The 25,739-nt window shown below is 65.1% G+C and carries 19 protein-coding genes; 11 read left to right on the top strand and 8 right to left on the bottom strand.

Annotated features, from left to right (window positions below; translation table 11 throughout):
* Window positions 1-7: 7 nt before the first annotated feature.
* Both ACTJI5_RS11170 and ACTJI5_RS11165 read right to left on the bottom strand, forming a co-directional pair.
* Complete coding sequence (locus ACTJI5_RS11170) at window positions 8-1,051, bottom strand: sugar phosphate isomerase/epimerase family protein (RefSeq protein ID WP_440860357.1); 1,044 nt, start codon at window positions 1,049-1,051, stop codon at window positions 8-10.
* Between the two features lie 16 nt (window positions 1,052-1,067).
* The gene (locus ACTJI5_RS11165) at window positions 1,068-1,457 is read right to left on the bottom strand and encodes a c-type cytochrome (protein WP_440860356.1); all 390 of its coding nucleotides are present in this window, start codon (window positions 1,455-1,457) and stop codon (window positions 1,068-1,070) included.
* Between the two features lie 95 nt (window positions 1,458-1,552).
* Here ACTJI5_RS11165 and ACTJI5_RS11160 point away from each other — a divergent pair, with 95 nt between their 5' ends.
* Entirely contained in the window at window positions 1,553-2,755 is a 1,203-nt protein-coding gene (locus ACTJI5_RS11160) for a Gfo/Idh/MocA family protein (protein WP_440860355.1), read from the top strand.
* Window positions 2,756-2,810: 55 nt separating this feature from the next.
* Here the strand turns inward: ACTJI5_RS11160 and ACTJI5_RS11155 are convergent, their stop codons facing one another.
* The gene (locus tag ACTJI5_RS11155) at window positions 2,811-3,566 is read right to left on the bottom strand and encodes a helix-turn-helix transcriptional regulator (RefSeq protein ID WP_440860354.1); all 756 of its coding nucleotides are present in this window, start codon (window positions 3,564-3,566) and stop codon (window positions 2,811-2,813) included.
* Window positions 3,567-3,749: 183 nt separating this feature from the next.
* On the opposite strand from ACTJI5_RS11155, the gene ACTJI5_RS11150 reads away from it, so the two are divergent.
* From ACTJI5_RS11150 to ACTJI5_RS11105, 10 genes are all read left to right on the top strand, one after another.
* Window positions 3,750-4,415 carry a helix-turn-helix domain-containing protein gene (locus tag ACTJI5_RS11150; RefSeq protein ID WP_197411491.1) on the top strand — a complete coding sequence of 222 codons (666 nt, stop codon included), beginning with the start codon at window positions 3,750-3,752 and terminating at the stop codon, window positions 4,413-4,415.
* A 220-nt stretch (window positions 4,416-4,635) separates the two neighbouring features.
* On the top strand, window positions 4,636-6,615 hold the full coding sequence (locus ACTJI5_RS11145; RefSeq protein ID WP_440860353.1) for a serine hydrolase domain-containing protein: 1,980 nt from the start codon (window positions 4,636-4,638) through the stop codon (window positions 6,613-6,615).
* Window positions 6,616-6,796: 181 nt separating this feature from the next.
* Window positions 6,797-7,843 carry a DUF1611 domain-containing protein gene (locus ACTJI5_RS11140; protein WP_439512122.1) on the top strand — a complete coding sequence of 349 codons (1,047 nt, stop codon included), beginning with the start codon at window positions 6,797-6,799 and terminating at the stop codon, window positions 7,841-7,843.
* Window positions 7,840-8,997, top strand: a complete 1,158-nt coding sequence (locus ACTJI5_RS11135; protein WP_440860352.1) for a YkvI family membrane protein — start codon at window positions 7,840-7,842, stop codon at window positions 8,995-8,997. The genes ACTJI5_RS11140 and ACTJI5_RS11135 overlap by 4 nt, the downstream gene beginning before the upstream one ends.
* Window positions 8,994-10,073, top strand: coding sequence for an alpha/beta fold hydrolase (locus ACTJI5_RS11130; RefSeq protein ID WP_440860351.1), 1,080 nt, complete (start codon window positions 8,994-8,996; stop codon window positions 10,071-10,073). The genes ACTJI5_RS11135 and ACTJI5_RS11130 overlap by 4 nt, the downstream gene beginning before the upstream one ends.
* A 44-nt stretch (window positions 10,074-10,117) precedes the next feature.
* Window positions 10,118-11,743 (top strand): N-acyl-D-amino-acid deacylase family protein, encoded by a 1,626-nt coding sequence (locus tag ACTJI5_RS11125; RefSeq protein ID WP_440860350.1) that lies wholly within the window; start codon window positions 10,118-10,120, stop codon window positions 11,741-11,743.
* A gap of 4 nt (window positions 11,744-11,747) precedes the next feature.
* Window positions 11,748-13,187 carry a serine hydrolase domain-containing protein gene (locus tag ACTJI5_RS11120; protein WP_440860349.1) on the top strand — a complete coding sequence of 480 codons (1,440 nt, stop codon included), beginning with the start codon at window positions 11,748-11,750 and terminating at the stop codon, window positions 13,185-13,187.
* 21 nt (window positions 13,188-13,208) lie between these two features.
* The gene (locus tag ACTJI5_RS11115) at window positions 13,209-14,219 is read left to right on the top strand and encodes a dipeptide epimerase (protein WP_440860348.1); all 1,011 of its coding nucleotides are present in this window, start codon (window positions 13,209-13,211) and stop codon (window positions 14,217-14,219) included.
* Window positions 14,220-14,247: 28 nt separating this feature from the next.
* Window positions 14,248-15,534 (top strand): amidohydrolase family protein, encoded by a 1,287-nt coding sequence (locus tag ACTJI5_RS11110; RefSeq protein ID WP_440860347.1) that lies wholly within the window; start codon window positions 14,248-14,250, stop codon window positions 15,532-15,534.
* A gap of 2 nt (window positions 15,535-15,536) precedes the next feature.
* Complete coding sequence (locus ACTJI5_RS11105) at window positions 15,537-17,522, top strand: serine hydrolase domain-containing protein (protein ID WP_440860346.1); 1,986 nt, start codon at window positions 15,537-15,539, stop codon at window positions 17,520-17,522.
* Window positions 17,523-17,652: 130 nt separating this feature from the next.
* Here ACTJI5_RS11105 and pyrE read toward each other — a convergent pair whose 3' ends face one another.
* The 5 genes from pyrE to ACTJI5_RS11080 form a co-directional block, all read right to left on the bottom strand.
* On the bottom strand, window positions 17,653-18,171 hold the full coding sequence (pyrE, locus tag ACTJI5_RS11100; protein ID WP_440860345.1) for an orotate phosphoribosyltransferase: 519 nt from the start codon (window positions 18,169-18,171) through the stop codon (window positions 17,653-17,655).
* A gap of 132 nt (window positions 18,172-18,303) precedes the next feature.
* Complete coding sequence (locus ACTJI5_RS11095; protein ID WP_440860344.1) at window positions 18,304-21,012, bottom strand: TonB-dependent receptor plug domain-containing protein; 2,709 nt, start codon at window positions 21,010-21,012, stop codon at window positions 18,304-18,306.
* 382 nt (window positions 21,013-21,394) lie between these two features.
* On the bottom strand, window positions 21,395-22,801 hold the full coding sequence (locus ACTJI5_RS11090; RefSeq protein ID WP_440860343.1) for an efflux transporter outer membrane subunit: 1,407 nt from the start codon (window positions 22,799-22,801) through the stop codon (window positions 21,395-21,397).
* Window positions 22,798-23,970, bottom strand: a complete 1,173-nt coding sequence (locus ACTJI5_RS11085) for an HlyD family secretion protein (protein WP_440860342.1) — start codon at window positions 23,968-23,970, stop codon at window positions 22,798-22,800. Before ACTJI5_RS11085 ends, ACTJI5_RS11090 begins: the two co-directional genes overlap by 4 nt.
* Before the next feature lies 1 nt (window position 23,971).
* A complete protein-coding gene (locus tag ACTJI5_RS11080) occupies window positions 23,972-25,636 on the bottom strand; it encodes an MFS transporter (protein ID WP_058538955.1) in 1,665 nt (554 codons plus the stop codon).
* Window positions 25,637-25,739: the final 103 nt, after the last annotated feature.

The raw sequence follows: 25,739 nt of genomic DNA, 5'->3' as shown, positions 1-25,739 counted from the left end.
CGCGTCGTCAGCTCAGCCCCAACATCGCGCGGTTGAGTGCGGGATCGCTGCCCCCTGCGAAATCGTCGAACGCCTTGTCGGCCTTGCGGATCATGTGCGCGGCGATGAACGGCGCACCCTCGCGCGCGCCGTCTTCGGGGTGCTTCAGGCAGCATTCCCATTCGAGCACCGCCCAGCCGGCATAGCCATATTGCGTCAGGCGCGAGAAGATGCCGCCGAAATCGACCTGGCCGTCGCCCAGCGAGCGGAAGCGGCCGGGACGGTCGACCCAGTCCTGGAACCCACCATAGACCCCCGATCGCCCGGTCGGATTGAGTTCCGCGTCCTTGACGTGGAACATGCGGATACGGTCGTGGTAAATGTCGATGAACTGCAGATAGTCGAGCGCCTGCAGCACATAGTGGCTGGGGTCGTAGAGGATGTTGGCGCGCGGATGATTGTCGACGCCGGCGAGGAAGCGCTCGAAGGTCACGCCGTCGTGCAGATCCTCGCCGGGATGGATTTCATAGGCGAGATCGATGCCCTGTTCGTCGAAGGCGTCGAGGATCGGCCGCCAGCGTTTCGCGAGTTCGGCGAAGGCTTCTTCGACCAGTCCCGCGGGGCGCTGCGGCCAAGGATAGAGATAGGGCCAGGCGAGGGCGCCCGAAAAGGTCGCATGCGCGTTCAGGCCCAGCCGCCGGCTCGCTTTGGCGGCAAGATGAAGCTGCTCGACCGCCCAGAGCTGACGCTCGGCCGGCTTGCCCTTCACCGCGTCGGGCGCGAAGGCGTCGAACTGGGTATCATAGGCAGGATGCACCGCGACCAGCTGGCCCTGCAGATGCGTCGACAATTCGGTGATCTCGACCCCCGCCTCGCGGCAGGTGCCCGCGAGCTCGTCGCAATAATCCTGGCTTTCGGCGGCTTTACGCAGGTCGATACAGCGGCTGTCCCACGTCGGGATCTGAATGCCGATATAGCCGGCATCGGCCATCCAGCGCGCCGCCGAGGGCAAAGTGTCGAAGGGCGCGGTGTCGCCCATGAACTGCGCAAGGAAAACAGCCGGCCCCTTCATGCGGATACCTTCCCGGTCATTTGGTTTCGGTCTTGAGCCAGGCGATCAGCGCCGCGCGCCGCGCAGGGTCGGCCACCTTGACGACCATGCGCGTGCCGGGGACCTTTTTGGTTGGCGCGGCGAGATATTCGTCGAGCGTCTTGTCGTTCCAGCGGATTTTCGATGCCTTGAGCGCCGGGCTGTAATTGAACCCGGCAACGGTGCCGGCTTGCCGGCCGAACAGGCCGTGCAGATTGGGACCCATCGTGCTTTTGCCGCCAGCCTCCAGCGTATGGCAGGCGCGGCATGCCGCGAAGGCCTGCGCGCCGGGACCTTGGGCCGGCGCCGCAACCACCGCTGGCGAAGGCGCGAGCATCAGCGCAATCAATATTGCTCCTGCCGGTGGCAGGGCGAACAGAAATTTCATTATCCTCTCCCGTCTGGCAACAGCCGGCGCGATCAGGTAACCGTTCGAAATCCTATTATGCAAACAATTTTGGAAATTCGGACCAAGGGAATGCGATGAATACGAATACGAGGTCAAAAACGCGCTACGGCATGGTCGGTGGCGGCGAAGGCGCCTTCATCGGCGCGGTACACCGGATGGCCGCGGCGCTCGACGGCGAGTTTGCGCTGGTGTGCGGGGCGTTCAGCAGCGACACCGAGCGTAATGGGCGGAGCGCCGCGGCGCTCGGGCTCGACCCCGCTCGCGCTTACGCGACGCTCGACGCCCTGCTCGCGGGCGAGGCCGCGCTGCCCGAGGATCAGCGGATGGAGGCGCTGGCGATCGTCACCCCGAATTATCTGCACGCCCCGATGGCGATCGCCGCGCTCGATGCCGGTTTCCACGTCCTGTCCGAAAAGCCGATGGCGCTGGACCTCGCCGAGGCGCGGGCAATTGACGCGGCGGTTGCCCGCAGCGGCAAGCTCTATGGCCTGGCATTCACCTATAGCGGCTATCCGCTGATCGAAGAGGCGCGCGTGCGTGTCGCGCGCGGCGATTTCGGCAAGATCCGGCTGGTGCAGGTCGAATATTCGCAAGGCTGGCTCAGCCGGCCGATCGACCGGGACGGCAACAAGCAGGCCGAATGGCGCACCGATCCCGCGCGCGCGGGGCTGGGCGGCTGCCTCGGCGACATCGGGACGCACGCCTTCCAGCTGGCCGAGCATGTCTCCGGGCTTGCGGTCGGCTCGCTCAGCGCGGATTTGACCACGCATGTTCCGGGGCGCCGCCTCGACGACGATGTGGCGGCGTTGCTGCGTTTCGACGGCGGCGCGCGCGGCGTATTGAAGGCCAGCCAGATCGCCGCGGGTGACGAAAACGGCCTGCGTCTGCGTATCCATGGCGAGGAAGGCGGCCTCGAATGGTCGCAGATGGAGCCGAACAGCCTGACGCTCCGCTGGCTGGACCGGCCGGTCGAAGTGATCCGCGCCGGCGGACCCGGTCTCGACCCATCGGCGCTGGCGCGGCTGCGTACCCCGGCGGGACATCCCGAGGGCTATGTCGAGGCGTTTGCCAACCTCTACCGCAGCTTCGGCCGTGTCCTTCGCGCGGGCGCCGCGACCCCGCCGCCGCCGGGTACGGCCGATTGGTTCCCGGGAATCGTCGATGGCCTGCGGACGATGGCCTTCGTCGAAGCGGTTATCGAAAACAGCGCCGGCGAAGCGAAATGGACCGCGCTCGCCGACATCTCGAACGATCGCCGGACGGCAGACGGCAATTAGCGCCGCGCTGTTTGCCAACCCTCCTTCGAGGGGTGCCGCTTTACGATCGCTCCGCTCAGGCGGTAGCCTCGCGCCCGCGCATTTTGGTCGGCGCCATGCCAAAGCGGCGCGCGAAGGCGCGCGTGAAGCTGGCATTGCTCATATAGCCGCAATTATAACCGATGCTCGATATCGGAAGATCGCTTTGCGCGAGCAACTGGCGCGCGCGTTGTAGCCGTCGCTCGCTCACCGCCTCGGCGACGCTGCATTGGTAAAGCTCGCGAAAGCCCCGCGTCAGCTTGGCCTTGCTGAGGCCGCAGCGCCGCGCGACGCTCCCGACGGTCAGCTTTTCCTGCCACTTCTCGTTGACCAGCTGATGCGCGGCGGCGACGCGGGTGATGTCGAGTTCGCTGAGCGACGTGCTGCCCCCCACCTCGACCATGCGGTCGGCGGCGAGCTCGGCGAAAAGCTGGCAGAGCAGTTCCTGGCTGCGCGCGCTGCGCAACATGTCGTCGACTTCGCTGTCGCCTTCGACCGCGACCACCGCGCGGCCGAGACCGCGAAGATTGGCGGGGAGATACCAGCGTCCATCGGCCTTCGGGCGGCGTCCGAACAGCCGGTCGCACGCCGCGCGGCTGATCGCGAACACGACCAGATGATCGTCGGCGAGGCCCGCAATATCGCCGGGAAGGAGCATCGAGACGGCGGGCTCGCCAATATCGCCAAAGCCGAAGATGAGCGCGTCGTTCGGCAGGAACGCGGCGTCACAGGGGCCGCGGCCGACGAAGCTCGTAAACTCCGGAGAAATGCGAATGGATAGCTTGTTTGTCATCCTGTCATCCCAGCGAATCGGGGCATCAGTGGCGGCGCCATGCCGTATGTGCAATCATCTTGGTCCTATCCGATACGCAAATTTTCTTTGCCGATTGTTCCGACAGATTGTGCCGTTCGGCTTGATCGATGCGATAAATGCGCAAATATATGCTAGATGAGAAAATCGATTGAAAGGACACCGATGCCGGCAACGCGTCAGCCCATTCCGACCAGCGGCGACCGGCGGACCGCCGTTGACGGCAATCCGGGCGTATTCCTGCGCGAACTGCGGACCGAAAAGGGATGGACGCTCGCCGAGGTGAGCGAACGCACGCGCATTCCGGTTTCAACTTTGTCAAAGATTGAAACCGGCAAGATGTCGCTCAGCTACGAAAAGCTGCTGCGGCTGAGCCAGGGGCTCGAAATCGATATCACGCAGCTCTTCGCCGCGGCGACCTCGATCCCGGCCGCCACGCATACCGCCACGGGCCGGCGCAGCATCACCCCCGCCGGCGAGGGGCCTTCGATCAAGACGGCGACGTATAACTACACCTATCCGTCGGCGGATTTGCTCAACAAGACGCTCAATCCGATGATCATCGACATCAAAGTGCGGTCGATCGACGATTTCGGCGATCTGATGCGCCACTCGGGCGAGGAATATGTCCTCGTTCTGGAAGGCGAATGCGAGTTTCACACGGACATGTACGCGCCATCGCACCTGAAAACGGGCGATTCGGCCTATTTCGACGCGTCGATGGGGCATGGCTATGTCGCGGTTGGCGACGGGCCGTGCCGTATCCTGTCGGTCTGCTCGGCAACTGACGCCGATCTGAAATCGGCGCTTCATCCCGTCGACGCCGAATAATCGTTTAGCACCGCGTCCTCCGGTAATCGGCCTTCGCGGCCGCTTCGGAGAAAATTCTTCCACCTTGAAATCACGCCCCCCCGCACTGCGGGCGCGGCGCCGCGTCCCCCATTGACAAATTTCCATTCAGGATGCCTATATCCAGAATTGAAAATATTTCAAAATGTGAAATTTCGGTGACGCGACCGTGGGGTCGGCCAAATCGGAAAGGGGAGGATGAATGCGGTTCATAGGTTCATGCGCAGCGCTGGCTGCGGCGGTGCTGGCCGGGTTGATGGCGCCGCCGATGACCGGAGCCGCGGCGCAAACGGCAGTCAAGCCGGTCGCGGAGACGCGCGGCGGCGGTGGCCTGCTCCCCGCTCCCGATATGGTGAAGAGCGACGTCGACGCGTGGCTCGACGGCTATATGCCCTATGCGCTCAAGCGCGGCGATGCGGCGGGTGCGGTCGTGGTGGTGGTCAAGGACGGCAAGGTCCTGACGCAGCGCGGCTTCGGATATGCCGATGTCGGAACGCGCCGGCCGGTCGATCCCGAAACCACGCTTTTCAAGCAGGCATCGGTGTCGAAACTGATCACCTGGACCGCGGTGATGCAGCTCGTCGAGCAGGGTAAGATCGACCTCGACCGCGACATCAACGCTTATCTCGATTTCAAGATTCCGGCCTTCGGCGGCAAGCCGGTCACGATGCGCAACCTGATGACGCACACCGGCGGCTTCGACGAAGTGCAGCGCGGGCTCAACAGCTATGACCCGAAGAAAATCCCGTCGCTTGGCGATGCGCTGAAGCGGCAAGTGCCGCACCGCATTTACGCGCCCGGAACGACGCCGGCCTATTCCAATTATGGCACGTCGCTGGCGGGCTATATCGTCGAGCGCGTGTCGGGCCTTTCCTACGACGATTATGTCGAGCGGCACGTCTTTGCGCCCGCGGGCATGACGCGATCGACCTTCCGCCAGCCGCTTCCCGCGGCGCTCCGGCCGCTGATGGCGAGCGGATATATGCTGGGATCGGGCAAGCCGGGGCGGTTCGAGCTCAGCAGTCTCGCGCCGTCGGGCGCGATGACCGCGTCGGGTGCCGACATGGGGCGCTTTATGATTGCGAACCTCGCCGACGGCGGGGCGCTGATGAAGCCCGCGACCGCGGCGCAGATGCAAAACACGATCCTGCGCCTGATCCCGCCGCTTAACGGCATGGCGCTCGGCTTCTACGAACAGAATATCAACGGCCGCAAGGCGCTCTCGCACGCCGGCGACAGCCTCAATTTCCACAGCCAGCTCTGGATATTCCCCGAGGAGAAGGTCGGCATCTATATGTCGATGAACGCCTCGGGCACGCAGAATGTCTCGGGGCCGATCCGCGCCCATTTGTTCGAAGCCTTCGCCGATCGCTATTTTCCGTTCGAGCAGCGCGACGGCCGCGTCGATGCCGCCACCGCGCGCGAACATGCGCGGATGATGGTCGGGACGTATAACAAGACGCGGCGGCTGGAGACGAGCTTCCTGAAGGCGTTGGAATTGACCGGGCAGACGAAGGTCTCGCTCGATAGCGACGGGGGCATCCGGCTCAATACGGTGTCGGGCATCGGAGGACAGCCGCGCAAGTGGGTGGAAATCGCGCCTTTCGTATGGCGGGAAGCGGGAGGCAAGATGCGCCTTGCCGCCAAGGTGGAAAATGGTCGCATCGTGCGTTTCAGCGTTGATTCGGCGTCGCCCTATCTCGCTTTCGATCGCGTGCCCTGGCATCTGTCGGGTGCCTGGCTAACCCCCGCGATGCTCGTCGGTCTCGGCGCGCTCCTGCTGACCGCGGTTGCTTGGCCGGTCTCCGCGCTGGCCCGTCGCCGTTATGGCGTCAAAGCCGACCTCGCGCCCGCGGCGCTCAAAAGCTACCGGCTGACGCGCAGCTTTGCGGCGCTGGCCGTCGCGGTGATGGTTGGGTGGTTGTTGTTCGCGACTAAGCTGCTCGCCGATTTCTCGTCGCTCGGCGGTGAACTCGACTGGGCGCTCGTCATGCTCCAGATCGCAACGCCGGTCATTTTCCTCGGCCTGCTCGCCAGCGCGATCTGGAATATCCGGCATGTCTGGACGTCCAAGCGCGGCCGGTTCGCGAAATTCTGGAGCCTCGTGCTGCTGATGAGCGCGGTGGTCCTCCTATGGATTGGCGTCGGTTTCCACCTGATCGGCTTTGGAACGCGCTTCTGATCGGGGCGGGCGGGACGCATGCCGGGGTGTGCGCCGGCTTGCCAGCAAAGAAACTTCTCTAATCGTATTGCAATTATCAAATTTTGAAAATAATGTCTCAAACAGGTCAACAGGAGCAGATGCAGGATCGGCGCCGCGACGGCGCCGGATTCTGCCTCGCTTCGGATTTTTGGTGAAAGACGTGAACATTCAAACTTCCCTCGATATCGCCGCCGGCGCATTGCAATTGCCCCAGCCCTATCTGCTGTTCCTCGGGGACACGACGGTGCGCGGCTATGCGAAGACCGCTTTCGGTCTTCGCGACTGGGCGCCCGAGAAATGCGTGGGCGAATATGCCCTGCCGGGCGCGACGGTCAGTGCGGGGCTGGAGCAGCTCGCGCCGGCAGAGGCGCAGGCGCGGGGTGCGCGTTCGCTGCTCATCGGCGTCGCGAACAGCGGCGGCGTGATTCCCGAGAGCTGGATGCCCGCGCTCTTCGAGGCGCTCGATGCGGGGCTCGATATCGTCAGCGGCATGCACATGCGGCTGGCCGATATGCCCGAACTCGCCGCCAAGGCGCAGCGCCTCGGTCGCCAGCTGATCGACGTGCGCCATCCGCCCAAGGGGCTGCCTGTCGGCACGGGGCGCAAGCGGAGCGGCAAGCGGCTGCTCACCGTCGGAACCGACTGCGCGCTGGGCAAGAAATATACGGCGCTGGCCCTCGCACGCGCCTTTGCCGAGCGCGGTGTCGACGCCGATTTCCGCGCGACGGGGCAGACCGGCATCATGATCGCCGGCGGCGGCGTGCCGATGGACGCGGTCGTCTCGGATTTCGAGGCGGGTGCGGCGGAAACGGTAAGCCCCGACGCGGCGCCCGATCACTGGGATGTCGTTGAAGGGCAGGGGTCGCTGTTTCACCCCGCCTATGCCGCGGTCTCGCTCGGCCTGCTGCATGGAAGCCAGCCCGACGTGATCGTCGTGTGCCACGAACCCGGCCGCGAAGAGATTTTGGGCTCCCCTGGCTACCGCTTGCCGAGCATCGAGGAAACGATCGATCTCAACCTGCGGCTTGGCGCGCGGACCAATCCGGCGATCCGCTGCGCGGGCCTGTCGTACAACACGTCGCATCTGGGCGAGGAAGAGGCGCTCGCGCTGATGGCGGCCGAAAGCGAACGGCTCGGACTTCCCGTTGCCGACCCGATCCGCGGCGGCGAAGCCTTCGCGCGTCTGGTGGATAGCTGCCTCGCATGAGCGCAGCGGCCACCCCGGCAGCCGCGGCTGGATCCTCGTGGTTCCAGCGTTTCCTGCTGCCGGGTTTCGCCTTCAAGGCCGTGGTGATCGGCGGCGGTTATGCCACCGGGCGCGAGCTCGCGGAATTTTTCCTGCCGAGCGGGCCGTGGGGCGGGTTGGCCGCGATGGTGCTGGCGATGGTGCTCTGGAGCATCATCTGCGCAACCACCTTCGCGTTCGCGCGGGCGATCGGCGCGTTCGATTATCGCAGCTTTTTTGAAGGTCTGCTTGGCCGCGCGTGGATCCTGTTCGAGATCGGCTACGTCCTCCTTGTGACGCTGGTCCTCGCGGTCTTCGGTGCCGCGGCGGGCGAGATTGGCGCGTCGATCTTCGGCTGGCCGCCGCTCGCCGGAACCGCGTTCCTCGCGGCGTCGATCGCGCTGTTCGTGACCTTCGGAAACGCGTCGGTCGAGGGGCTGTTCAAATATGTCTCCTTCCTGCTTTACGGCGTCTACGCGCTGTTCATGGTCTTTGCGCTGAGCAGTTTCGGTGACGAGATTGCGGCACGTTTCGCCATTCCCGCGCCGTCTGACGGCTGGATTCTCGGCGGACTGACTTACACGGGGTACAACGTCATCGGCGCGGTGGTGATCCTGCCGGTGATCCGCCACCTTACCAGCCAGCGCGACGCGGTGACCGCCGGCCTGATCGCCGGCCCGCTCGCGATGGCGCCCGCGATCCTGTTCTTTGTTGCGATGATCGCTTTCTATCCGGGCATCATGGGCGAGACCTTGCCGTCCGATTTCATGCTGCGGCAGCTCGACATGCCGTTGTTCCACTTGCTGTTCCAGTTCATGATCTTTGCGGCGCTGCTCGAAAGCGGGGCGGGGTCGGTGCACGCGATCAACGAGCGGGTCGATGCGGCGCGCCGGTCGCGCGGTCATGCGCCGCTCGGTAAGCGGGCGCGCGCCGGCATCGCAGGCGCGCTGCTCGTCGGCTGCATGTTCCTTGCCGACCGTTTCGGGCTCGTGACGCTGATCGCCAGCGGTTACCGCTTTCTGTCCTGGGTATTCCTCGCCGTCTATGTCGCGCCATTGCTGACGGTCGGTCTGTACCGGCTGGTTCGCAGCCAGAAACAAGAGCTTCAACCTGCCGTCGAGGGGAATATGACGTGACGAAAGTGACTGGCTGGGCGCGGGTTCGGCGCTGGGTGAAGCGCATCTTGCTGGGGCTGCTCGTGCTGTTGGTCCTGCTCGTTGTCGTGGGCGCGATCTACGAGGCGCTGGGACGCAAGAATGCTGCGGCGAACTATCCGCCCCCTGGCAAGCTCGTCGATATCGGCGGACGCAAGATGCACATCGATTGCCGCGGCACCGGATCGCCGACGGTCATTCTGGAATCGGGGCTCGGTACGGGCGGGTCGACCGACTGGACGCTGGTCCATGACGAGATTTCCGGATTTACCCGCACCTGCGCCTATGACCGCGCGGGCATCATGTGGAGCGACGCCAAGGATACGCCGCAGGACGCCGCGGCTGTGACCGAGGACCTGCACAAGCTCCTGGAGGGCGCAGGAATATCTGACCCGCTTGTGCTCGTCGGCCACTCAATCGGCGGTCCCTACACACGGGCCTATGTCGGCAAATATGGCGAACAGGTTGCCGGGCTGGTGATGGTCGATCCGTCGCACCCCGACCAGATCGCGCGGCTCGGGAAAGTCGTAAGCATCGACGTTCACCCGAAACGCGCGTCGACGCTGATCCACACGGCCAAGGCGCTGGCGTGGACCGGCATCGTCCGCTTCGTCATCTCGCTTGGCGACAAGCCGCAGCTTCGCACGCCGGCCGAAACCAAGAGGCTCGGCGACGCGCTGGTCAAAGCGGCCGCCTATGCCAGCACGTCGATACGGGGGTCGGCATCCGAACTCGACGGCTTCGATCGCACGATGGATCAGGCGCGCGCGGTTCACAGCTTCGGAAACCGGCCGCTGATCGTGCTGACCGCGATGGCTCCGATGAAGCCCGAGCAGCTGAAAGGATTGAGCCTGAAGGCCGAAGACGGCGCGCGCTTCAAGCAGGAATGGAAGACGCTCCACACCGAGCAGGCCGCATTTTCGACGCGCGGCCGCCAGCAGATCGTGCCCGACGCGACCCACTATATCCAGGTCGACCGCCCCGAAGTCGTGATCGCCGCGGTCCGCGAGGTCGTGGACGAAGTGCGCGCCGATGCGCAGGCCACCGCAAAGAAATGAAAGCAAAACCGTCAGTCCCCCGGCTGGCGACAGGGAGATGAATGATGAAGCGTAAGATCCTCTTGGGTGCCATGTCGATGCTGCCGCTGCTGCTCGCCGCGAACACCCCGGCGCCCGAATATGATATCGTGATCCGCGGCGGCCGCGTGCTCGACGGTGCGGGCAGCCCGTGGGTCAGCGCCGATGTTGCGGTCAAGGACGGCCGCGTCGTGCGTATCGGCCGCGTTGCAGGGCGTGGCGCCAAGGAAATCGACGCGAAGGGCCGCTACGTCTCGCCCGGCTTCATCGACATGATGGACCAGTCGGGGCGCGTGCTCGTCAAGAATGGCGCCGCCGAGAACAAGCTGCTGATGGGCGTGACCACCGTCATCGCCGGCGAAGGCGGCCCGCCCGCCGAGGCGGCCGAGATTCCGGCGCATTTCAGCCAGCTCGAAAAGCAGGGCATATCAGTCAACTACGGCACCTATTATTCGGCGACGCAGGCGCGCGTGAAGGTGATGGGTGACGGCGCCGGGCAGCCGACGCCGGCGCAGCTCGAGGCGATGGGCCGCGAGGTCAAGATCGCGATGGACAATGGCGCTTTCGGCATCACCAGCGCGCTGATCTATCCGCCGAGCAGCTTCCAGACGACATCCGACCTCGTCACGCTCGCGAAGGTCGCGGCGCAGTGCGACGGTTTCTACGCCACGCACATGCGCGACGAGAGCGAAGGGCTGGTCAAGGCGATCGAGGAAGCGATCGAGATCGGCGAAAAGGGCGGGGTGAAGGTCGAGATCTTCCACCTGAAGGCCGCATACGCCCCCGGCTGGGGCAAGCTGATGCCGCAGGCGGTGGCGACGATCAATGCGGCGCGCGCGCGCGGCGTCGATGTCGCGGCGGACCTCTATCCCTATACAGCGGGCGGTACGGGGCTCGAGATCATCGCGCCGAGCTGGGTGTGGGCCGACGGGGTCCAGAAGGGGATCGAGCGGCTACGCGATCCGAAGGTGCGCGAGCGGATGAAGAAGGAAGTCGCCGCGGGATCGATGCCCGGCTGGTCGAACCTCGTCCACGCGTCGGGCGGCTTCGCCAATGTCCGCCTCGCCAACGGATTCAGCGACAAATACCGGCCCTATCACGGCAAGAGCCTCGCCGATATCGGCAAGGCGCTTAACCGCGACCCGGCCGACGTGGCGTGGGATATCCTGCTCGAAGGTCTGCCGAACCGCTCGGTCGCGCTCTATTTCATGATGAGCGAGCAGGACATCGAGACCGCGATCAAGCAGCCGTGGGTCAGCATCGGCAGCGACGCCGCGGCGTCGGAAAAGGCGGGCGAGATGGACGCGCTCGGCCTGCCGCATCCGCGCGCCTATGGCACCTTCCCGCGCATCATCGCCGAATATGTGAAGCGCCGCCCGGTCCTCTCGCTCGAGGATGCAGTGCGCAAGATGACCGGCTGGCCGGCGCAGCGCATGGGGCTCACCGACCGCGGGCTGATCCGCGACGGGATGCGCGCCGATATCGTCGTGTTCGATCTCGACAAGCTCGACGATGTCGCGAGCTGGGAAAAGCCCACCGCGTCGCCGACGGGGATCGAGACGGTGATCGTCAACGGTGTCGTCACGATCGCGAACGGCAAGCACACCGGCGCCAAGGCCGGCGCGGTGCTGCGGCATAGCTGCGGCGTCTGAGGATATGGCCCGGAAAGTTTCGAGCCTTTGCTTCACCGGTCTTGCGCTCGCCGTTTCGGCTCCGGCCTTTGCCGCGGCTCCGGCAATTTCGAAGCCGGAAGATCTCGGCACCGCGGTGTCGGCGCAGATTGCGTGCGCCAGCATCTTCGTGGCGGAGCGCGCGGAGGCTGATGTCCTGCGCGACGACATCCACGCGTTCGCGCCGTTCATGACGGCGGTGACGCTGGCGGTCGACCGCAAGGCGCGGACCGTCACCGCATCGGCGCCCGGTGCCGCCACGCGCACCGCGCTGTACCGCCCGGTCGCCGGATGCACGCTGCTGACGGGCGATGTCCCGAACGCTGTGCTTGACGCACAGGCGGCGAAGCTCAAGCCGACACGAGGGAATGCCGCGAAGCCTTGGCCGATCGGCGACGCCCCGGTGCCCAAGCTTGCGGCGGCCGCCGAAGCCAGGCTCGACCGCGCCGCACTCGACAAGGCAGTGAGCGCCGCCTTCGACGAACAGAATAAGGGCGGTTATCCCGACACGCGCGCGATCGTCGTCGTGCAGGGCGGGGCGATCGTTGCCGAACGCTATGCGCCGGGGTTCGATCGGAACACTGAACTGCTCGGCTGGTCGGCGTCGAAGAGCATCTTGGGAACGCTGGTCGGCCTGCTGGTCGATGATGGCACCCTCAAACTCGACGAACCCGCGCCCGTCCCCGAATGGCAAGGCGCGGGCGATCCGCGCGCGAAAATCACGCTGCGCCAGCTGCTCACCATGTCGAGCGGGCTGACCTTCAGCGAAAGCTATGTTCCCGGCAATGACTCGATCAAGATGCTGTTCGAGGCGGGCGACATGGGCGCGATGGCGGCGGCAAAGCCGCTGAAGGATGCGCCCGGCACGAACTGGAGCTATTCGTCGGGGACGACCAACATATTGTCGCGTATCGTGTTCCACGCGACCGGCGGCACGCTCGAAGGCATGACGCGCTTTGCGCAGCAGCGATTGTTCGAGCCCACGGGCATGACGAGCGCGCTGATCGAGCCCGACGAGGCGGGGGTGCAGGTCGGCAGCTCCTACGCCTACGCCACCGCACGCGACTGGGCGAGATATGGCCTGCTGCATCTCAACAAGGGCAGGGTGGGTGGTAAGCAATTGCTCTCGAAGGAATGGCTCGATTTCGCGGTCACGCCGATCAAAGCCGCGCCGCGTCCCGTCTATGGCGCGCAGCTCTGGCTGAACCATGCCGAAACCGACGGCGAGCGCCGCAAGCTCTACCCCGACCTGCCCGAAGATACCGTGATGGCGCGCGGGCACAGCTTCCAGATCGTCGCGGCGATCCCGTCGCAGGACGCGGTGATCGTCCGCCTCGGCTGGACGCCCGAGGGACATACATTCGACTGGAACAAATATCTCTCGCAGATCGCGGCGGCGCTCGCGCCCGCCGCCCCTGCGCCCTGAACCGACCGAAGGACAATTTCGATGACGACGCTTACCCCTCTCTCGCTCGACCTCGCGATTGAATCGCTCCCGCTGGCCAAGCCGTTCCGCATCTCGGGGCATGTCTTCACCGACACCCCCGTGGTCCTCGTAACGCTTTCGGACGGCGAGCACAGCGGGCGCGGCGAAGCGTCGGGGGTCTATTATCTCGGCGACGATGTGCCCGCGATGGCGGCGGCGATCGAAAGCGTGCGCGGCGCAATCGAGGCCGGGGTGACGCGCGACCAGCTGCAGACGCTGCTCCCCGCGGGCGGCGCGCGCAACGCGCTCGATTGTGCGCTGTGGGAGCTTGAAGCCCGGCGCAGCGGAGTCTCGGTATGGGAACTCGCCGGTCTCGGTGAACCGCGCCCGCTCCGCACCACCTTCACGCTCGGCGCCGACGATCCCGACGTGATGGCCGAGGGCGCACGTTATTACGCGCAGGCGCGCGCGCTCAAGCTCAAGCTCACCGGCGACCTTCAGGTCGATATCGCGCGGGTGCAGGCGGTGCGCGCGGCGCGGCCCGAATGCTGGATCGGCGTCGACGCCAACCAGGGATTCGCGATCGGGGATCTTGACGCGCTGGTGGCAGCGCTGGTCGCCGCTGACGTGAAACTGCTTGAACAGCCTTTGGCGCGCGGTCGCGAAGCCGACCTCACCGGCTACCAATGCCCGATCCCGATTGCGGCGGATGAAAGCGCGCTGACGCTCGGGGATATCGACGGGCTCGTCGGCCGCTTCGACGTGGTGAACATCAAGCTCGATAAATGCGGCGGGCTGACCGAGGGGCTGGCGATCGCCAAACGCGCGCGCGAACTCGGGCTGGGCGTGATGGTCGGCAATATGGTCGGCTCCAGTCTCGCGATGGCGCCGGCGTTCATCGTCGGACAGCTCTGCGACATCGTCGATCTCGACGGCCCGATCTTCCTTGCGGACGATCGCAAGCCGTCAATCGAATATACCGACGGCGATGCATGGTGCGGCGAGGCGATCTGGGGCCGCGAAGTCAGCTGAGAGCGATATCGGGACAGGGAGAGACAGGGTGAAAAAAGCAATATTCGCAGGCTTGGCGCTGGTCGCGCTGATCCAGCCCGCCGCCGCACAAGAACCGGCGACGACATACATCCACGCCGGCCGCCTGCTCGCCGATCCCGCGAGCGGCCGGGTCGAAACGAACAAGACGATTGTCGTCACCGCCGGAAAGATCGCCGAAATCCGCGACGGTTTCGTCGGCGAGGGCAATGTCGTCGACCTTCGCGACCAGTTCGTCATGCCGGGCTTTATCGACAGCCATGTCCACCTGACCTTTGAATCGAGCCCGACGAGCCGCCTCGACGCGGTGACCAAGTCGACGGTCGAACAGGCATTCGACGGCGTCGTCTTCGCCAAGCGCACGGTGCGCGCAGGGTTTACGACTGTGGTCGATCTCGGCTCCGATCCGCAGGCGATCAACGCGCTGCGCGATGCGACCGCGACAGGCAAGGTCGTCGGGCCGCGGATCATCGCCGCGGGCGGCGTCGCGGCGCACGGCGGGCACGGTGACGTTCACGGTTATCGTCAGGAAATCATCGACCTGTTCCGTTCGCCGACGCTCTGCTCGGGCGCCGACGATTGCGCGCGCGCGGTGCGGCTCGCGGTGCAGCAGGGCGCCGACGTGATCAAGACCGCCTCGACCGGCGGCGTGATGTCAAACACTGCGGCGGGGCTGGGCCAACAGATGAGCGACGCCGAACTCGTCGCGATCGTCGACACCGCGCACCGCCTCGGGCGCAAGGTGGCGGCGCATGCGCACGGCACCGACGGGGTCAATGCCGCGCTGCGCGCCGGCGTCGATTCGGTCGAGCATGGGACTTATCTGGACGCGGAATCGATCCGGCTGTTCAAGGCAAAGGGAAGCTATCTGGTTCCCACCCTGCTCGCCGGCGACACCGTCGCGCGGCAAGCCGAAACCGCCGACTGGATGCCTCCGCCGGTTCGCGCCAAGGCGCGCACCGTCGGCCCGCTGATGGTCGATGCCCTCCGCCGCGCGCATCAGGGCGGCGTTCGCATCGCGTTCGGGACCGACAGCGCCGTGTCGAAGCATGGCGAGAATGCCCGCGAATTCGCGCTGATGGTAAAGGCGGGGCTGACCCCGCTGGAGACGATCAAATCTGCAACGGTATGGGCGGCAACGCATGCCGGCCTCGAAACCGAAATCGGCACGCTCGCCGCGGGCAAGTCGGCCGATATCGTCGCGGTGAAGGGCGATCCGCTGACCGATGTACGCAGCCTCGAAACCATGGGCTTCGTCATGGCGCGCGGCGTCGTCGTGCGGGCGGCAGGGGAATGAATATGCGCTCGATCAAGCTGTTCGCGCTGTTGCCGCTCGTCATGATGCTCGGCACCGCGGCAACGAAACCGGCAACGCCGCTGGCGCCCGCCATCGCGCCCAAACCGGCGGCCGAGGCACAAAAGACGGCGCCGCCGGTTACGACCTCGCTCGCCTCGTCGGCAACGCTGACCAAGCAGGACGTCGACAGCTGGCTCGACGGCTTCGTCCCGTTCGCGCTCAAGCGCGGCGATCTCGCCGGTGCGGTGATTGTCGTGGTCAAGGACGGGCAGGTGCTGACGCAGCGCGGCTTCGGTTATGCCGACGCCGCCAAGCGCACGCCGGTCGACCCCGCCCGCACCCTGTTCCGCCCCGGATCGGTGTCGAAGCTGTTCACCTGGACCGCGGTGATGCAGCAGGTCGAGGCGGGCAAGATCAACCTCGACGCCGACGTCAACACCTACCTCGATTTCAAGATCCCGCTGAAAGACGGCAAGCCGGTGACGATGCGCCAGTTGATGACGCACACCGCGGGCTTCGAGGAACATGGCAAGCTCACCATGTTCGAGGACAAGAAGTTTCAGATCCCGCTCGGTGATCTTGTGAAGGGCGGCATTCCGAACCGCATCTACACGCCGGGGACGACGCCCTCCTATTCGAATTACGGCACCGCGCTCGCGGGCTATATCGTCGAGCGCGTGACGAAAATGTCGTTCGACGACTATGTCGAGCAGCGGATTTTCCAGCCGCTCGGCATGGCGCAATCGACCTTCCGCCAGCCGCTGCCCAAGGCGTTCGCGCCGTGGATGGCGACGGGCTATCGCCAGCTTTCGGCCGGTCCGTCGAAGTTCGAAATCGTCGGCCCGTCACCCGCCGGGGGCCTCTCCTCGACCGGCGCCGACATGGCGAAGTTCATGATCGCGCATCTGGGTCAGGGCGCGGGGCTGATGAAGTCCGAAACCGCGCGGATGATGCACGATACGCCGCTGACGATCCTGCCGCCGCTCAACCGCATGGAGCTCGGCTTTTTCGAAACCAACATCAACGGGCGGCAGGTGATCGCGCATCTCGGCGATACGCAGCTGTTCCACACCGCACTCCACCTCTTCACCAACGAAAATGTCGGCATCTATATGTCGTTCAACGCAACCGGCGAGCAGGCGTCGGTCGGTCCGGTGCGCCGTGCGCTGTTCGAGGATTTCGCCGATCGCTATCTTCCGGGCAACGAAATGCCCGCGACGCGCGTCGATGCGAAAACCTCGGCCGAACATGCCAGAATGCTGGCGGGTAACTGGCTCAACAGCCGCCGCGCGGAAACGAACTTCTACGCGATCGCCTCGCTGTTCGGTCAGGTGAAGATCAGCGTCGGTCCCAAGGGCGAACTGATCGTCCCCGCCGCGCGCGACCTCAACGGAAAGCCCGCGAAATGGATCGAGACCGCGCCCTTCGTCTGGCACAATGCCGACGGCCACGGCCGGCTCGCCGCGCAGGTGGTCAATGGCAAGGTCGTGCGCTGGAGCATCGACGGCATCTCGCCCTTCATGGTGTTCGACCGGGCGCCAGCATCGAAATCGGCGGGGTGGATCATGCCCGCGATGTATCTCAGCCTCGGCGTCCTGCTGATCACCTTGCTCCAATGGCCGATCGCTGCGCTGATCCGCCGCCATTACAAGGCGCCGCTTACGCTCGATCGCCGGTCGCTGCGAGTCTATCGCGGCGTTCGCGTCGGCGCGGGGCTGGTGCTCGCGCTGGTCGCGGCATGGGTGATCAGCATGTCGAAACTGAAGGCGCTGCCCTCCTATGACCCGTGGCTGTGGTTCCTCCAGATTGCCGGACTGATCGTGCTTGTCGGCGGCGTCGTGCTGGCGGCCTGGAATCTTCGCATCGTACGCCGGGAAAAACGCGGCTGGTTCCGCACCCTCTGGGCGCTGCTCCTGCTCTTCGCGACGATCATGCCGCTGTATGTCGCATGGACCTTTGGCCTGATCGCGATGACGGTGAATTACTGACGCTCTCCCTGAAGACGGAGGGGCCCTGCGGGCCTCTCCGTCGGCGAGGCGCGCTGCCACCTCCCCATCCCAATATCGGCCATCCGCGACGTTGCGCTCTCGAACGGCAGAAACGATCGATTGCTGTCGTTCAGGAGAGCAGGTCGTCCTTGGTCATAGCGGCAAACACCGGTAACTCTGGCAGGGCCGCGATCTGCGGCAACCCATTTCCGCGCCATATTGCGCACACGACGCCAATGACTTCCGCGCCAGCATCTTCGACAAGCCCTGCAGCGTCTGCCACGGCACCTCCCGTCGTTATGACATCTTCGATGAGAACGACGCGTTTGCCTTCGACGCCGCCCCCTTCGACAGCCAAACAAGTGCCATATTCCTTGGCCTCCTTCCTCACGAAGGCCGCGGGCAAATCTGTCGCCAGAGAGATTGCCGTAGCGATCGGTATGCCCCCAAGCTCTAACCCCGCAAGAACCTCGGTGTCCTTGGGCAGTAATGGGATCATCTCCGCCGCAACTCGCCGCAGCAGGGCCGGATCAGCTTCAAAACGATATTTGTCGAAATATGTTTCGGAAATTTGACCGGAGCGAAGATGGAACTCGCCTTTTAACGAAGCGATGGCTTTGACGGCGGCCGCCAGTGTCGGATCAATCATGCATCCTCATGTCACAAACTGATGGCAGCTTTCCACCCAAAGCGGAGGTCTACCATTCCTTCGGTCAAGCGGCAAAAAAAGGGCGGCGGTATCGTCGATACCGCCGCCTCCGGGACTAGCTGTTGAGACGGGTTAGAAGCTCAGCTTCACGCCCCCCGAAATATAGCGGCCGATCACGTCGAAATTGGGACTGGTGTACGGCGTGATCGGCGGATCGCGGTCGAACAGGTTGTTGACGTTGCCGAACAGCGTGAACGGGCCCGCTTTGAACTGGGCGCCCAGATCGACATAGGTACGGCTGCCCACCTTGTTGTTCACGATCGGCACCGCGACCCCGTTCACGACCGTCAGGGGGCGGTCGAGGCCGCCGTCGACGTAGCGGACGCGCAGGTTCGCGCCGAAGCTGTCGTTCTCGAAGGCGATCGTGCCCGTGCCGCGCCATTTGGGGGTCGAGAAGGCGGTGTCGCCGCCGACGTAACCCGACACGTCCGCGCCATTGATCTTCAGGTTGAAGACATGGTTGGCCAGCGCGCGGAACGACAGGTTTCCGTCGCCGAGCGGCATGCGGTACGATGCCTCGATGTCGAGACCCTGCGTGCGGTAATTGGCCAGATTGCGATACCCGTTCGTGATCGATCCGATGGTGCCGTTGGCTTCGCGGACGATGATGCCATTGCAGGTCGGATCGGTCGGAGCGGTGGCGAAGCACTGCTTGAGCAGATCGTTCGCGGTGACCGTCGTGATCACATTGTCGATGTCGATATCATAATAATCGACCGACAGGCGGAGGCCGGACGCAAAGGACGGGGAGTAAGACCCGCCGAGCGTCAGCGTGTGCGAAATTTCGGGCGTCAGATTGGCGTTACCGCCGCCATAGACGACCACATTGTTCTGCACCGTGCCGTTCTGACCCTGGAACGGATCAAAGACGGTGCCGATGTTGGTCGAGCGGTTGAGGAAATATTCGGTGATGCTGGGCGACCGGATGTCGCGCGAATAGACGGCGCGCAGCAACAAGTCGTTGACGACGCGCAGCGTGCCGCCGGTCTTCCACGACCAGATCCCGCCGCTGGTGCTGTAATCCGAATAGCGCGCCGCGCCGTTGACTTCGAGCTTCAGCGCGTCGGTGATGTCGAGCAACGGCACGTTCACTTCGGCGAAGACTTCCTTGACGTTGAAGCTGCCGTTCGTCGCCGACGAATTGAGCGTGCCGAGCGCATTGGCGAGCGACAGCGGGTCGACGAAGTTGGTGACCTGCTTTTCCCAGCGGACGTCGGTGCCGAACGCGATGTCGACGGGGCCGGCCCAGGTCGAGAAGGGCTGGCCCGACACGCTGGCGCCCGCCGCATCGAGCTTGATCGTGTAAATCAGCTGCGAACCGCCGAACGCCCACGCTGCCGCTTCGTCCGAAATGCTGCCATTGCCGAACAGGTTGATCGGCACGCAATTGGGGTCGTTGTTGGTCGTCGAGGCATCGGCGTTGATGCGGCACGTCGGCGTGCCGTTCACCAGGACCGAATCGACGCCATTGTTGAAGCGCGATTTGATCCGCTGGTTGTTGAGCTGCTGATTGAGCCGGATTTCGCCATGATTATAATAGGCGTCATATTTCCAGCCGTCGCCGAAGCTCCCGTCGAGCCCGATCGCGCCCTCGAGGTTGCGGCGGCTGTATTTGAACTTCATCACCCCGTCGGCGCCGACATCGTCCATGACGCGGCCGAGGAGGAACGGACCCGCGACGCCGGCGGCGGCGAGCTGATTGCGGTTCGCCTGCGTCAGAAAGGCGTTGTCGGGCATGATGACCACGGCGGGCGTTTCGGGGAAGAAGCTATAGTTGGCCGACATGCGGTGATAGCTGAAATTGGCCCAGACCTTCAGCGAGTCGGTGAGGTCATAGCTGGCGCGGGCGAAGAGGTTGACGCGCTCATAGGGCGTGCTGACCGCGACATAGTCGAAGATGTTCTGGCCGCCGCCGCCGATCGTCGTGACGCCGTTCGTCACGCTGCCGAGCGGGAAGGCGCCGATATTGCCGTCGGGATTGAACACCAGATTGCGGGGCGCGCCGGTGAGGCCGAGGATCGAGCCGCCGTTGTAAAGCTGGGTCGAATTGGGATCGCGCACGAGTTCGAGCTTGTTGTCGGCGCGCTGGAACAGCCCGGCTTCCAGATTGGGGCGGTCGTCGCGGCTGAGCGCGCCGCGTTCGTTCATATATTCGCCCGCGACCATGAAATGGCCGCGCCCGCCCGCGAAATCGGTGCCCCACGCAATGTCGGCGCCATAACGCGCCGCGTCGCCGCGCGACGAGATGCCGCTCTGGACGCCCATGCGCCAGCCGGTGAAATCATCGTCGAGGATGATGTTGACGACGCCCGCGACCGCGCCTGAGCCCCAGGCCGCCGATGCGCCGCCGGTGACGACGTCGATCCGCTTGACCAGGCTTTGCGGCACGATGTTGAGATCGTTGGCGCCGGCAAAGCGGTGCCCGTTGAGCAGGGTGAGGGTGCGGACCGACCCGAGGCCGCGCATGTCGGCGGTCGAGACGCCGCTGCTCGTGTTGCCGGGCGTCGTCGACGGCGTCGAAGTTGCGCGGAACTGGGGGGTGTCGTTCAGCACCTGCGCGATGCTCGGGCGGTTGCCCAGCGCCAGCTCAGCCTCGCCGATCACCGTCGTCGGGGTCGGTGCATCGAAGCCTTCGCGTTGAATGCGCGATCCGCTGACCACGATTTCCTCGTTTGAAACCACGTCGGTCGCGGTGTCGGCGGACTGCGCATAGGCCGGGTTCAGGCTGACCAGCATCGACAGGGCGGTGCCCGCATACAAGCCGGATTGAACGAACTTCATAATTATCCCCTTCGCCTGTGGACGGCAATTTCGCTGTCCGGTGCTCGCTTATGTTTTTTACCGCGAGGCTCCTGCGATCCTCGGGTTTGCGATTTTCTATAAAGTCGGAATTTTTTGAAAAATCAACCCCAATCAAGACATAATTTTCAATAATAGAAAATATGTCGTGGGAAAGTCGAACGACTTGGGTCGATAATCCTATGAATCAGCGCGTTTTTGCGCCAAAAGCCATGTTTCAAAAATCCGGATTCTTCAACCGGCATCTTTTCGGATCTTAATGATCCATTTCGCTGGCTGCCCCGTTCGGGCGAGCGGCGGGGCGCAGCAACACCGCGCGGCGCGCGCGCGTTAGCGGCCGTTTCGATTCAAACGAGACGAGGCGTCAAGGCGCCGGAGGGCAGGGCGATTCGGACGCCCTGCAGTTCGTCCAACCGCCACCCATCGCCTGAAACAGCTGGATGCGCGCGGCGAGCGCGTCGGCGCGGAGCTGGATCAGCGACAGTTCGGCACCGAGCAGGCCGCGCTGGGCGTCGAGCTGTTCCAGATAGGGTGAATAGCCTTCGCGATAGCGATTGGTCGCGAGCCGCAGGCCCTCGGCCAGCGCATCGCGCTGCGACTGCGCGAACGCGATCTGCGCGTCGATCCGGCTGACCGCGGCGAGCGCATCCTCGACTTCGCGAAATGCGGTCAGCGCGGTGCGGCGATAGACGAACGCTGCCTGATCGCGCTGCGCGCCCGCGGCTTCAGCCTGCGCGGTCAGCCTGCCGCCCTGAAAGATCGGGGCAAGGATGCTGCCGCCGACCGACCAGATCGAAATCGGGTCGCCGATCAGCGTCGAAAAGGCCGCGCCCGCTGCCGAGGTCAGCCGGACCTGCGGCAGGAAGCGCTTGCGCGCCGCGGCGAGATTCTTGTCCGACGCCGCGAGTTGATATTCGGCCTGCGCGACGTCGGGACGGCGGCGCAGCAGTTCGGACGGCAGGCCGTCGGGAACCGCGGGCACCGCGAGCCGGTCGAGCGCCGAGCCGCGCTCGATCGCGCGGGGTGTGTCGCCGACCAGCAGGCTGAGGCCGTCCTCGGTTCGCGCGATGGCGAGCTCGATCTGCGGGACGATCTGCGCCGTCGCGTCATATTCGGCTTGCGCCTGCTGAAGCTCGAGCTTGGGCGAATAGCCCCGTCCGACGCGCGATTTCGCAATCCGCAGCGATTCCGACCGCGCGCGCACCGTCTCGCGCGCGACCTCCAGCCGCGCATCGAGGCTGCGCAGCGTGACATAGCTACTTGCCACCGCGGCGGCGATCGACAGCTGCACCGCATCGCGTGCCGCTTCGCTCGCGAACCAGCTATCGCGCGCCGCCGATTTCTGGTCGGCGAGGCGGCCGAACAGATCGACTTCATAAGCGACCTGGATCTGCGGCTGCGCGAAATTCTGTTCGGACGGCTGGCCGAACGGACTGACCGAGCGCGACCGCCCGCCGCTGATCGCCGCATCGATCGTCGGCAGCGTCTGTGCCCGCGCGAGCGCGAAATTGGCGCGCGCTTCGCGCACGCGCGCCGCCGCGACGCCGATGTCGCTGTTATTGGCCAGCGCCTTGTCGACCAGCGCGGCGAGCGTCGGATCGCCGAACGAGCGCCACCAGTCGCGCGGCAACGGCGCGGCGGGATTGGCATCGGTTCGCCATGCCACCGGCGGCGTGACGGGCGCCACGCCGGTCGTCGCGACGTTCGGACCGGCGCAGGCGGCGAGCGCAGCCGCCAGCCCGGCCGTCAGCGCGAGCCGCGCGAGCTTCATCGCTTTGACCCGCCGCTTGTGTCGATGCGGACCTCGACCGACATGCCGGGCCGCAGCCGCGCCGCCAGCGGTTGTTTCTCGTCGATCTTGATCCGCACCGCGATGCGCTGCGCGACCTTGACGAAATTGCCCGTGGCGTTGTCGGCCTTGAGCACCGCGAATTCGGACCCCGCCGCCGGCGACAGATTTTCGATCCGCCCGGTCAGTTCGGTGCCGCCCAGCGCATCGACGCTGAACCGCGCGCGCTGGCCGATCGCCATATCGCCGGTCTGAGCTTCCTTGAAGTTCGCGATGACCCAGACATGGTGCGGGACGACCGACAGCAATTGCGTGCCTGCAGTGACATAGGCGCCCACGCGCACGCCGATTTCGGACAGCTGGCCGTCGGCGGGCGCGCGGATGACCGTGTTGTCGAGGTCGATCTGCGCGAGGCGAAGCTGTGCTTTCGCCGATTCGACCGCGGCTTCGAGCCCGGCGCGCCCGACGACGACGGTGCGGACGTCCTGCGTCCCGATCGCGCGGCTGGCGCGCGCCTGTTGTAGCGCCGCCTGCGCCGCGAGCAGCGCCGCGCGCGTCTGGTCGAACTCGCGCGTCGAGATTGAGCCGTCGGCGACGAGCGCGCGGGCGCGGCGCATGTCGGCGTCGGCTTTGGTCAATTGCGCCTGCGCGTTGGCGATCCCGGCATTCTGGCTGTCGGTAGCGACCTCGCGCGAGCGCTGCGCCTGCGCCGAATTGGCGAGCGCGGCCTGCTGCGCCGCGACATTGGCTTCGGCCTGCGCGACGCGCGCGCGATAGATGCGGTCGTCGATCGTCGCGAGGATCTGGCCCGCCTTGACCTCGGCGAAATCCTGCACGGGCACGCGCGTGACATAGCCGCTGACCTGCGGGCTGATGATCGTCACGCGCCCGCGTACATAGGCATTGTCGGTCTCTTCCGAGGCGCCGGCGAAAGGCGGCAGGTCCCAGGCGTAGAGGATGGCGAGGATCGCCAGTACCGCGGCGGCGATGATGACAATCACCGTCGTGCGCGTCTTGTCGGGCGGCCGCCAGGAGGATGGCGGCGCGTCGATCTGCGGATCGGAGGGAGGCGCGGCGTCCGCCGCTTCGGCAGGCTGCGTTACCGTTTCCGGTTCGGGTTTCGGCGTGTTCGCCTTGGGCTTGTCGCTCATCCTATTGCCCCTGTCGAGCTTGTGCCTGCGCCTGCAGACGCTGGGCCAACAATATCACCGGCGACGGTTCGTTTCGCCGCCGGATAGACCAGCTGATCATGAAACCCCATAGTGCCGTCAAGATCGCGAGCACCCCGACCAGCAGGAATACGTCATTATACGCAAGGATATGCGCCTCGCGCGTGACTTGCTGGCTCAGCAGCGCGGCGCCCTCGGCGGTGCGTAGTACCGGGTCGCCGACCGTCCCGGCAACCACGCGGCTGCCCGCGCCGAGCCGTGCCGCGACCAGCGGGTCGCTCGCGACGATGTTCTGGACAAGTTCGTGCGAGTGATATTTCTCGCGGACCGTCTGGAACGTCCCGAGCAGGGTGCCGCCGGCGAGACCGCCGATGCTCTGGCTCATGCTGAAGATCACGACGAAGCTGATGAAATTCTTGCCGCCCGCGAGCAGGGTCCGGGCGATGCCGATCACCATCGCCTGCGCAAGGAAGAGCAGCGAGGCAAAGCCGATCAGCGCCTGGCTGAGATAGAAATGGCTTGGCCGGGTAAGGTTGGTCGTATGGGCATCCATGAAGGATGCGATCACGATCAATATCACCGCGATGATGATCGGCCGCGAGAGATTGTCGGGACGAAAGGTCAACACCGCGGTCACGAGGCCGGCGATCGACGCGAAGACGACGATGAGGTTCAGCGTGACCATCTGATCGTTGATCATGCCCACGGTGCTGAGGAATCCGACCGAGCCGAACGCCTGTTCGGACAGCAGGATGCGGACCGATGCGGCGACGGCGATCAGCCGGAGCATCTCGCGCGTGCCGAGCCAGCGTGTGTTGATGAGCGGGTTCCGGCGATGATGTTCGACGAGCACCGCGGCGGCGATCAGCGCGACACTCGCCGCCAGCGACCAGCCGATCCACGGCCGTTCGGTCCACCATTGGATCCGCCCTTGCGACAGCACCGCGATCAGCAGCCATAGTCCCGGCGCGAGGAGGAAGAAGGTCAGGAAGTCGAGCGGCTCGAACACTTTTTCGCGCTCGCTCGGCGGCAGCGGCTGCGCCATCACCGCGGCCAGCGTCGCCAGCGCGAGCCCGAATTCGAACCAGTAGAGATTGTGCCAGTCGCCCCAGATGAGCAGCCCCGGCGACAGCACGCGCGCGAGCGGCGTCGCGATCTGCGGGATACAGATGCCGATCATCACCGCGGCAAGCCGCTTCGATGCCGGAAGCGCCTGGAAGAAATAGAGGATGGTCAGCGTCGAGAGGCCGCTCGCCGCAATCCCGCTCATCGCGCGCACCGCGACCGACGTCCAGAAATCATGGATGAACAGGTGCATCAAGGTCGTCACGGCATAGGCGACGAGCGTGTAGCGGATGAACGGCTGCAGCCCGAACTGCTGGCGATATTTGACCAGCAGCAGGTTCGCGGTGACATTGGTCATGAAATAGGCGGCGGTCAGCCACGCCGCTTCGTCGCTGTTGAGCCCGAGCGTCCCTTGCGCGAAGTTGAGGTTGACCGTGACCAGCGCGTTGCCGAGCCCGCCGGTGATCCCGATCAGGCAGCCGATCAGGAAATGGCGCACCATGCGCGCGGTCGGATGATCGGGATTGGCGGGCGATCCCGGAAGCGTCGGCCGCTCGTGGGGTTTGAAGACATATTCCGCCATAGCGGGTCAGGCCGGCTTCGCGGTCATGGACGCGCCACGAGCGGAGCGAGTCGGTTCGGTAATCATGATTTTCCTTACCGCATCGACGGGGCGCATGCAGCCT

Source organism: Sphingopyxis sp. 22461 (genome assembly GCF_052044915.1).
Taxonomy (GTDB): domain Bacteria; phylum Pseudomonadota; class Alphaproteobacteria; order Sphingomonadales; family Sphingomonadaceae; genus Sphingopyxis.
The sequence above is the reverse complement of the archived record's forward strand: the minus strand, read 5'-3'. Positions and strand labels throughout refer to the sequence as shown.

What these genes read in the sequence shown, in the direction of transcription:
- pyrE (WP_440860345.1), bottom strand. Translation starts at nt 18,171, where the DNA reads ATGATTGATCCGACACTGGCGGCCGCCGTCAAAGCCATCGCTTCGTTA.
- ACTJI5_RS11115 (WP_440860348.1), top strand. Translation starts at nt 13,209, where the DNA reads ATGACGACGCTTACCCCTCTCTCGCTCGACCTCGCGATTGAATCGCTC.
- ACTJI5_RS11155 (WP_440860354.1), bottom strand. Translation starts at nt 3,566, where the DNA reads ATGACAAACAAGCTATCCATTCGCATTTCTCCGGAGTTTACGAGCTTC.
- ACTJI5_RS11090 (WP_440860343.1), bottom strand. Translation starts at nt 22,801, where the DNA reads ATGAAGCTCGCGCGGCTCGCGCTGACGGCCGGGCTGGCGGCTGCGCTC.
- ACTJI5_RS11135 (WP_440860352.1), top strand. Translation starts at nt 7,840, where the DNA reads ATGAGCGCAGCGGCCACCCCGGCAGCCGCGGCTGGATCCTCGTGGTTC.
- ACTJI5_RS11125 (WP_440860350.1), top strand. Translation starts at nt 10,118, where the DNA reads ATGAAGCGTAAGATCCTCTTGGGTGCCATGTCGATGCTGCCGCTGCTG.
- ACTJI5_RS11105 (WP_440860346.1), top strand. Translation starts at nt 15,537, where the DNA reads ATGCGCTCGATCAAGCTGTTCGCGCTGTTGCCGCTCGTCATGATGCTC.
- ACTJI5_RS11095 (WP_440860344.1), bottom strand. Translation starts at nt 21,012, where the DNA reads ATGAAGTTCGTTCAATCCGGCTTGTATGCGGGCACCGCCCTGTCGATG.
- ACTJI5_RS11160 (WP_440860355.1), top strand. Translation starts at nt 1,553, where the DNA reads ATGAATACGAATACGAGGTCAAAAACGCGCTACGGCATGGTCGGTGGC.
- ACTJI5_RS11165 (WP_440860356.1), bottom strand. Translation starts at nt 1,457, where the DNA reads ATGAAATTTCTGTTCGCCCTGCCACCGGCAGGAGCAATATTGATTGCG.
- ACTJI5_RS11145 (WP_440860353.1), top strand. Translation starts at nt 4,636, where the DNA reads ATGCGGTTCATAGGTTCATGCGCAGCGCTGGCTGCGGCGGTGCTGGCC.
- ACTJI5_RS11170 (WP_440860357.1), bottom strand. Translation starts at nt 1,051, where the DNA reads ATGAAGGGGCCGGCTGTTTTCCTTGCGCAGTTCATGGGCGACACCGCG.
- ACTJI5_RS11150 (WP_197411491.1), top strand. Translation starts at nt 3,750, where the DNA reads ATGCCGGCAACGCGTCAGCCCATTCCGACCAGCGGCGACCGGCGGACC.
- ACTJI5_RS11085 (WP_440860342.1), bottom strand. Translation starts at nt 23,970, where the DNA reads ATGAGCGACAAGCCCAAGGCGAACACGCCGAAACCCGAACCGGAAACG.
- ACTJI5_RS11120 (WP_440860349.1), top strand. Translation starts at nt 11,748, where the DNA reads ATGGCCCGGAAAGTTTCGAGCCTTTGCTTCACCGGTCTTGCGCTCGCC.
- ACTJI5_RS11080 (WP_058538955.1), bottom strand. Translation starts at nt 25,636, where the DNA reads ATGGCGGAATATGTCTTCAAACCCCACGAGCGGCCGACGCTTCCGGGA.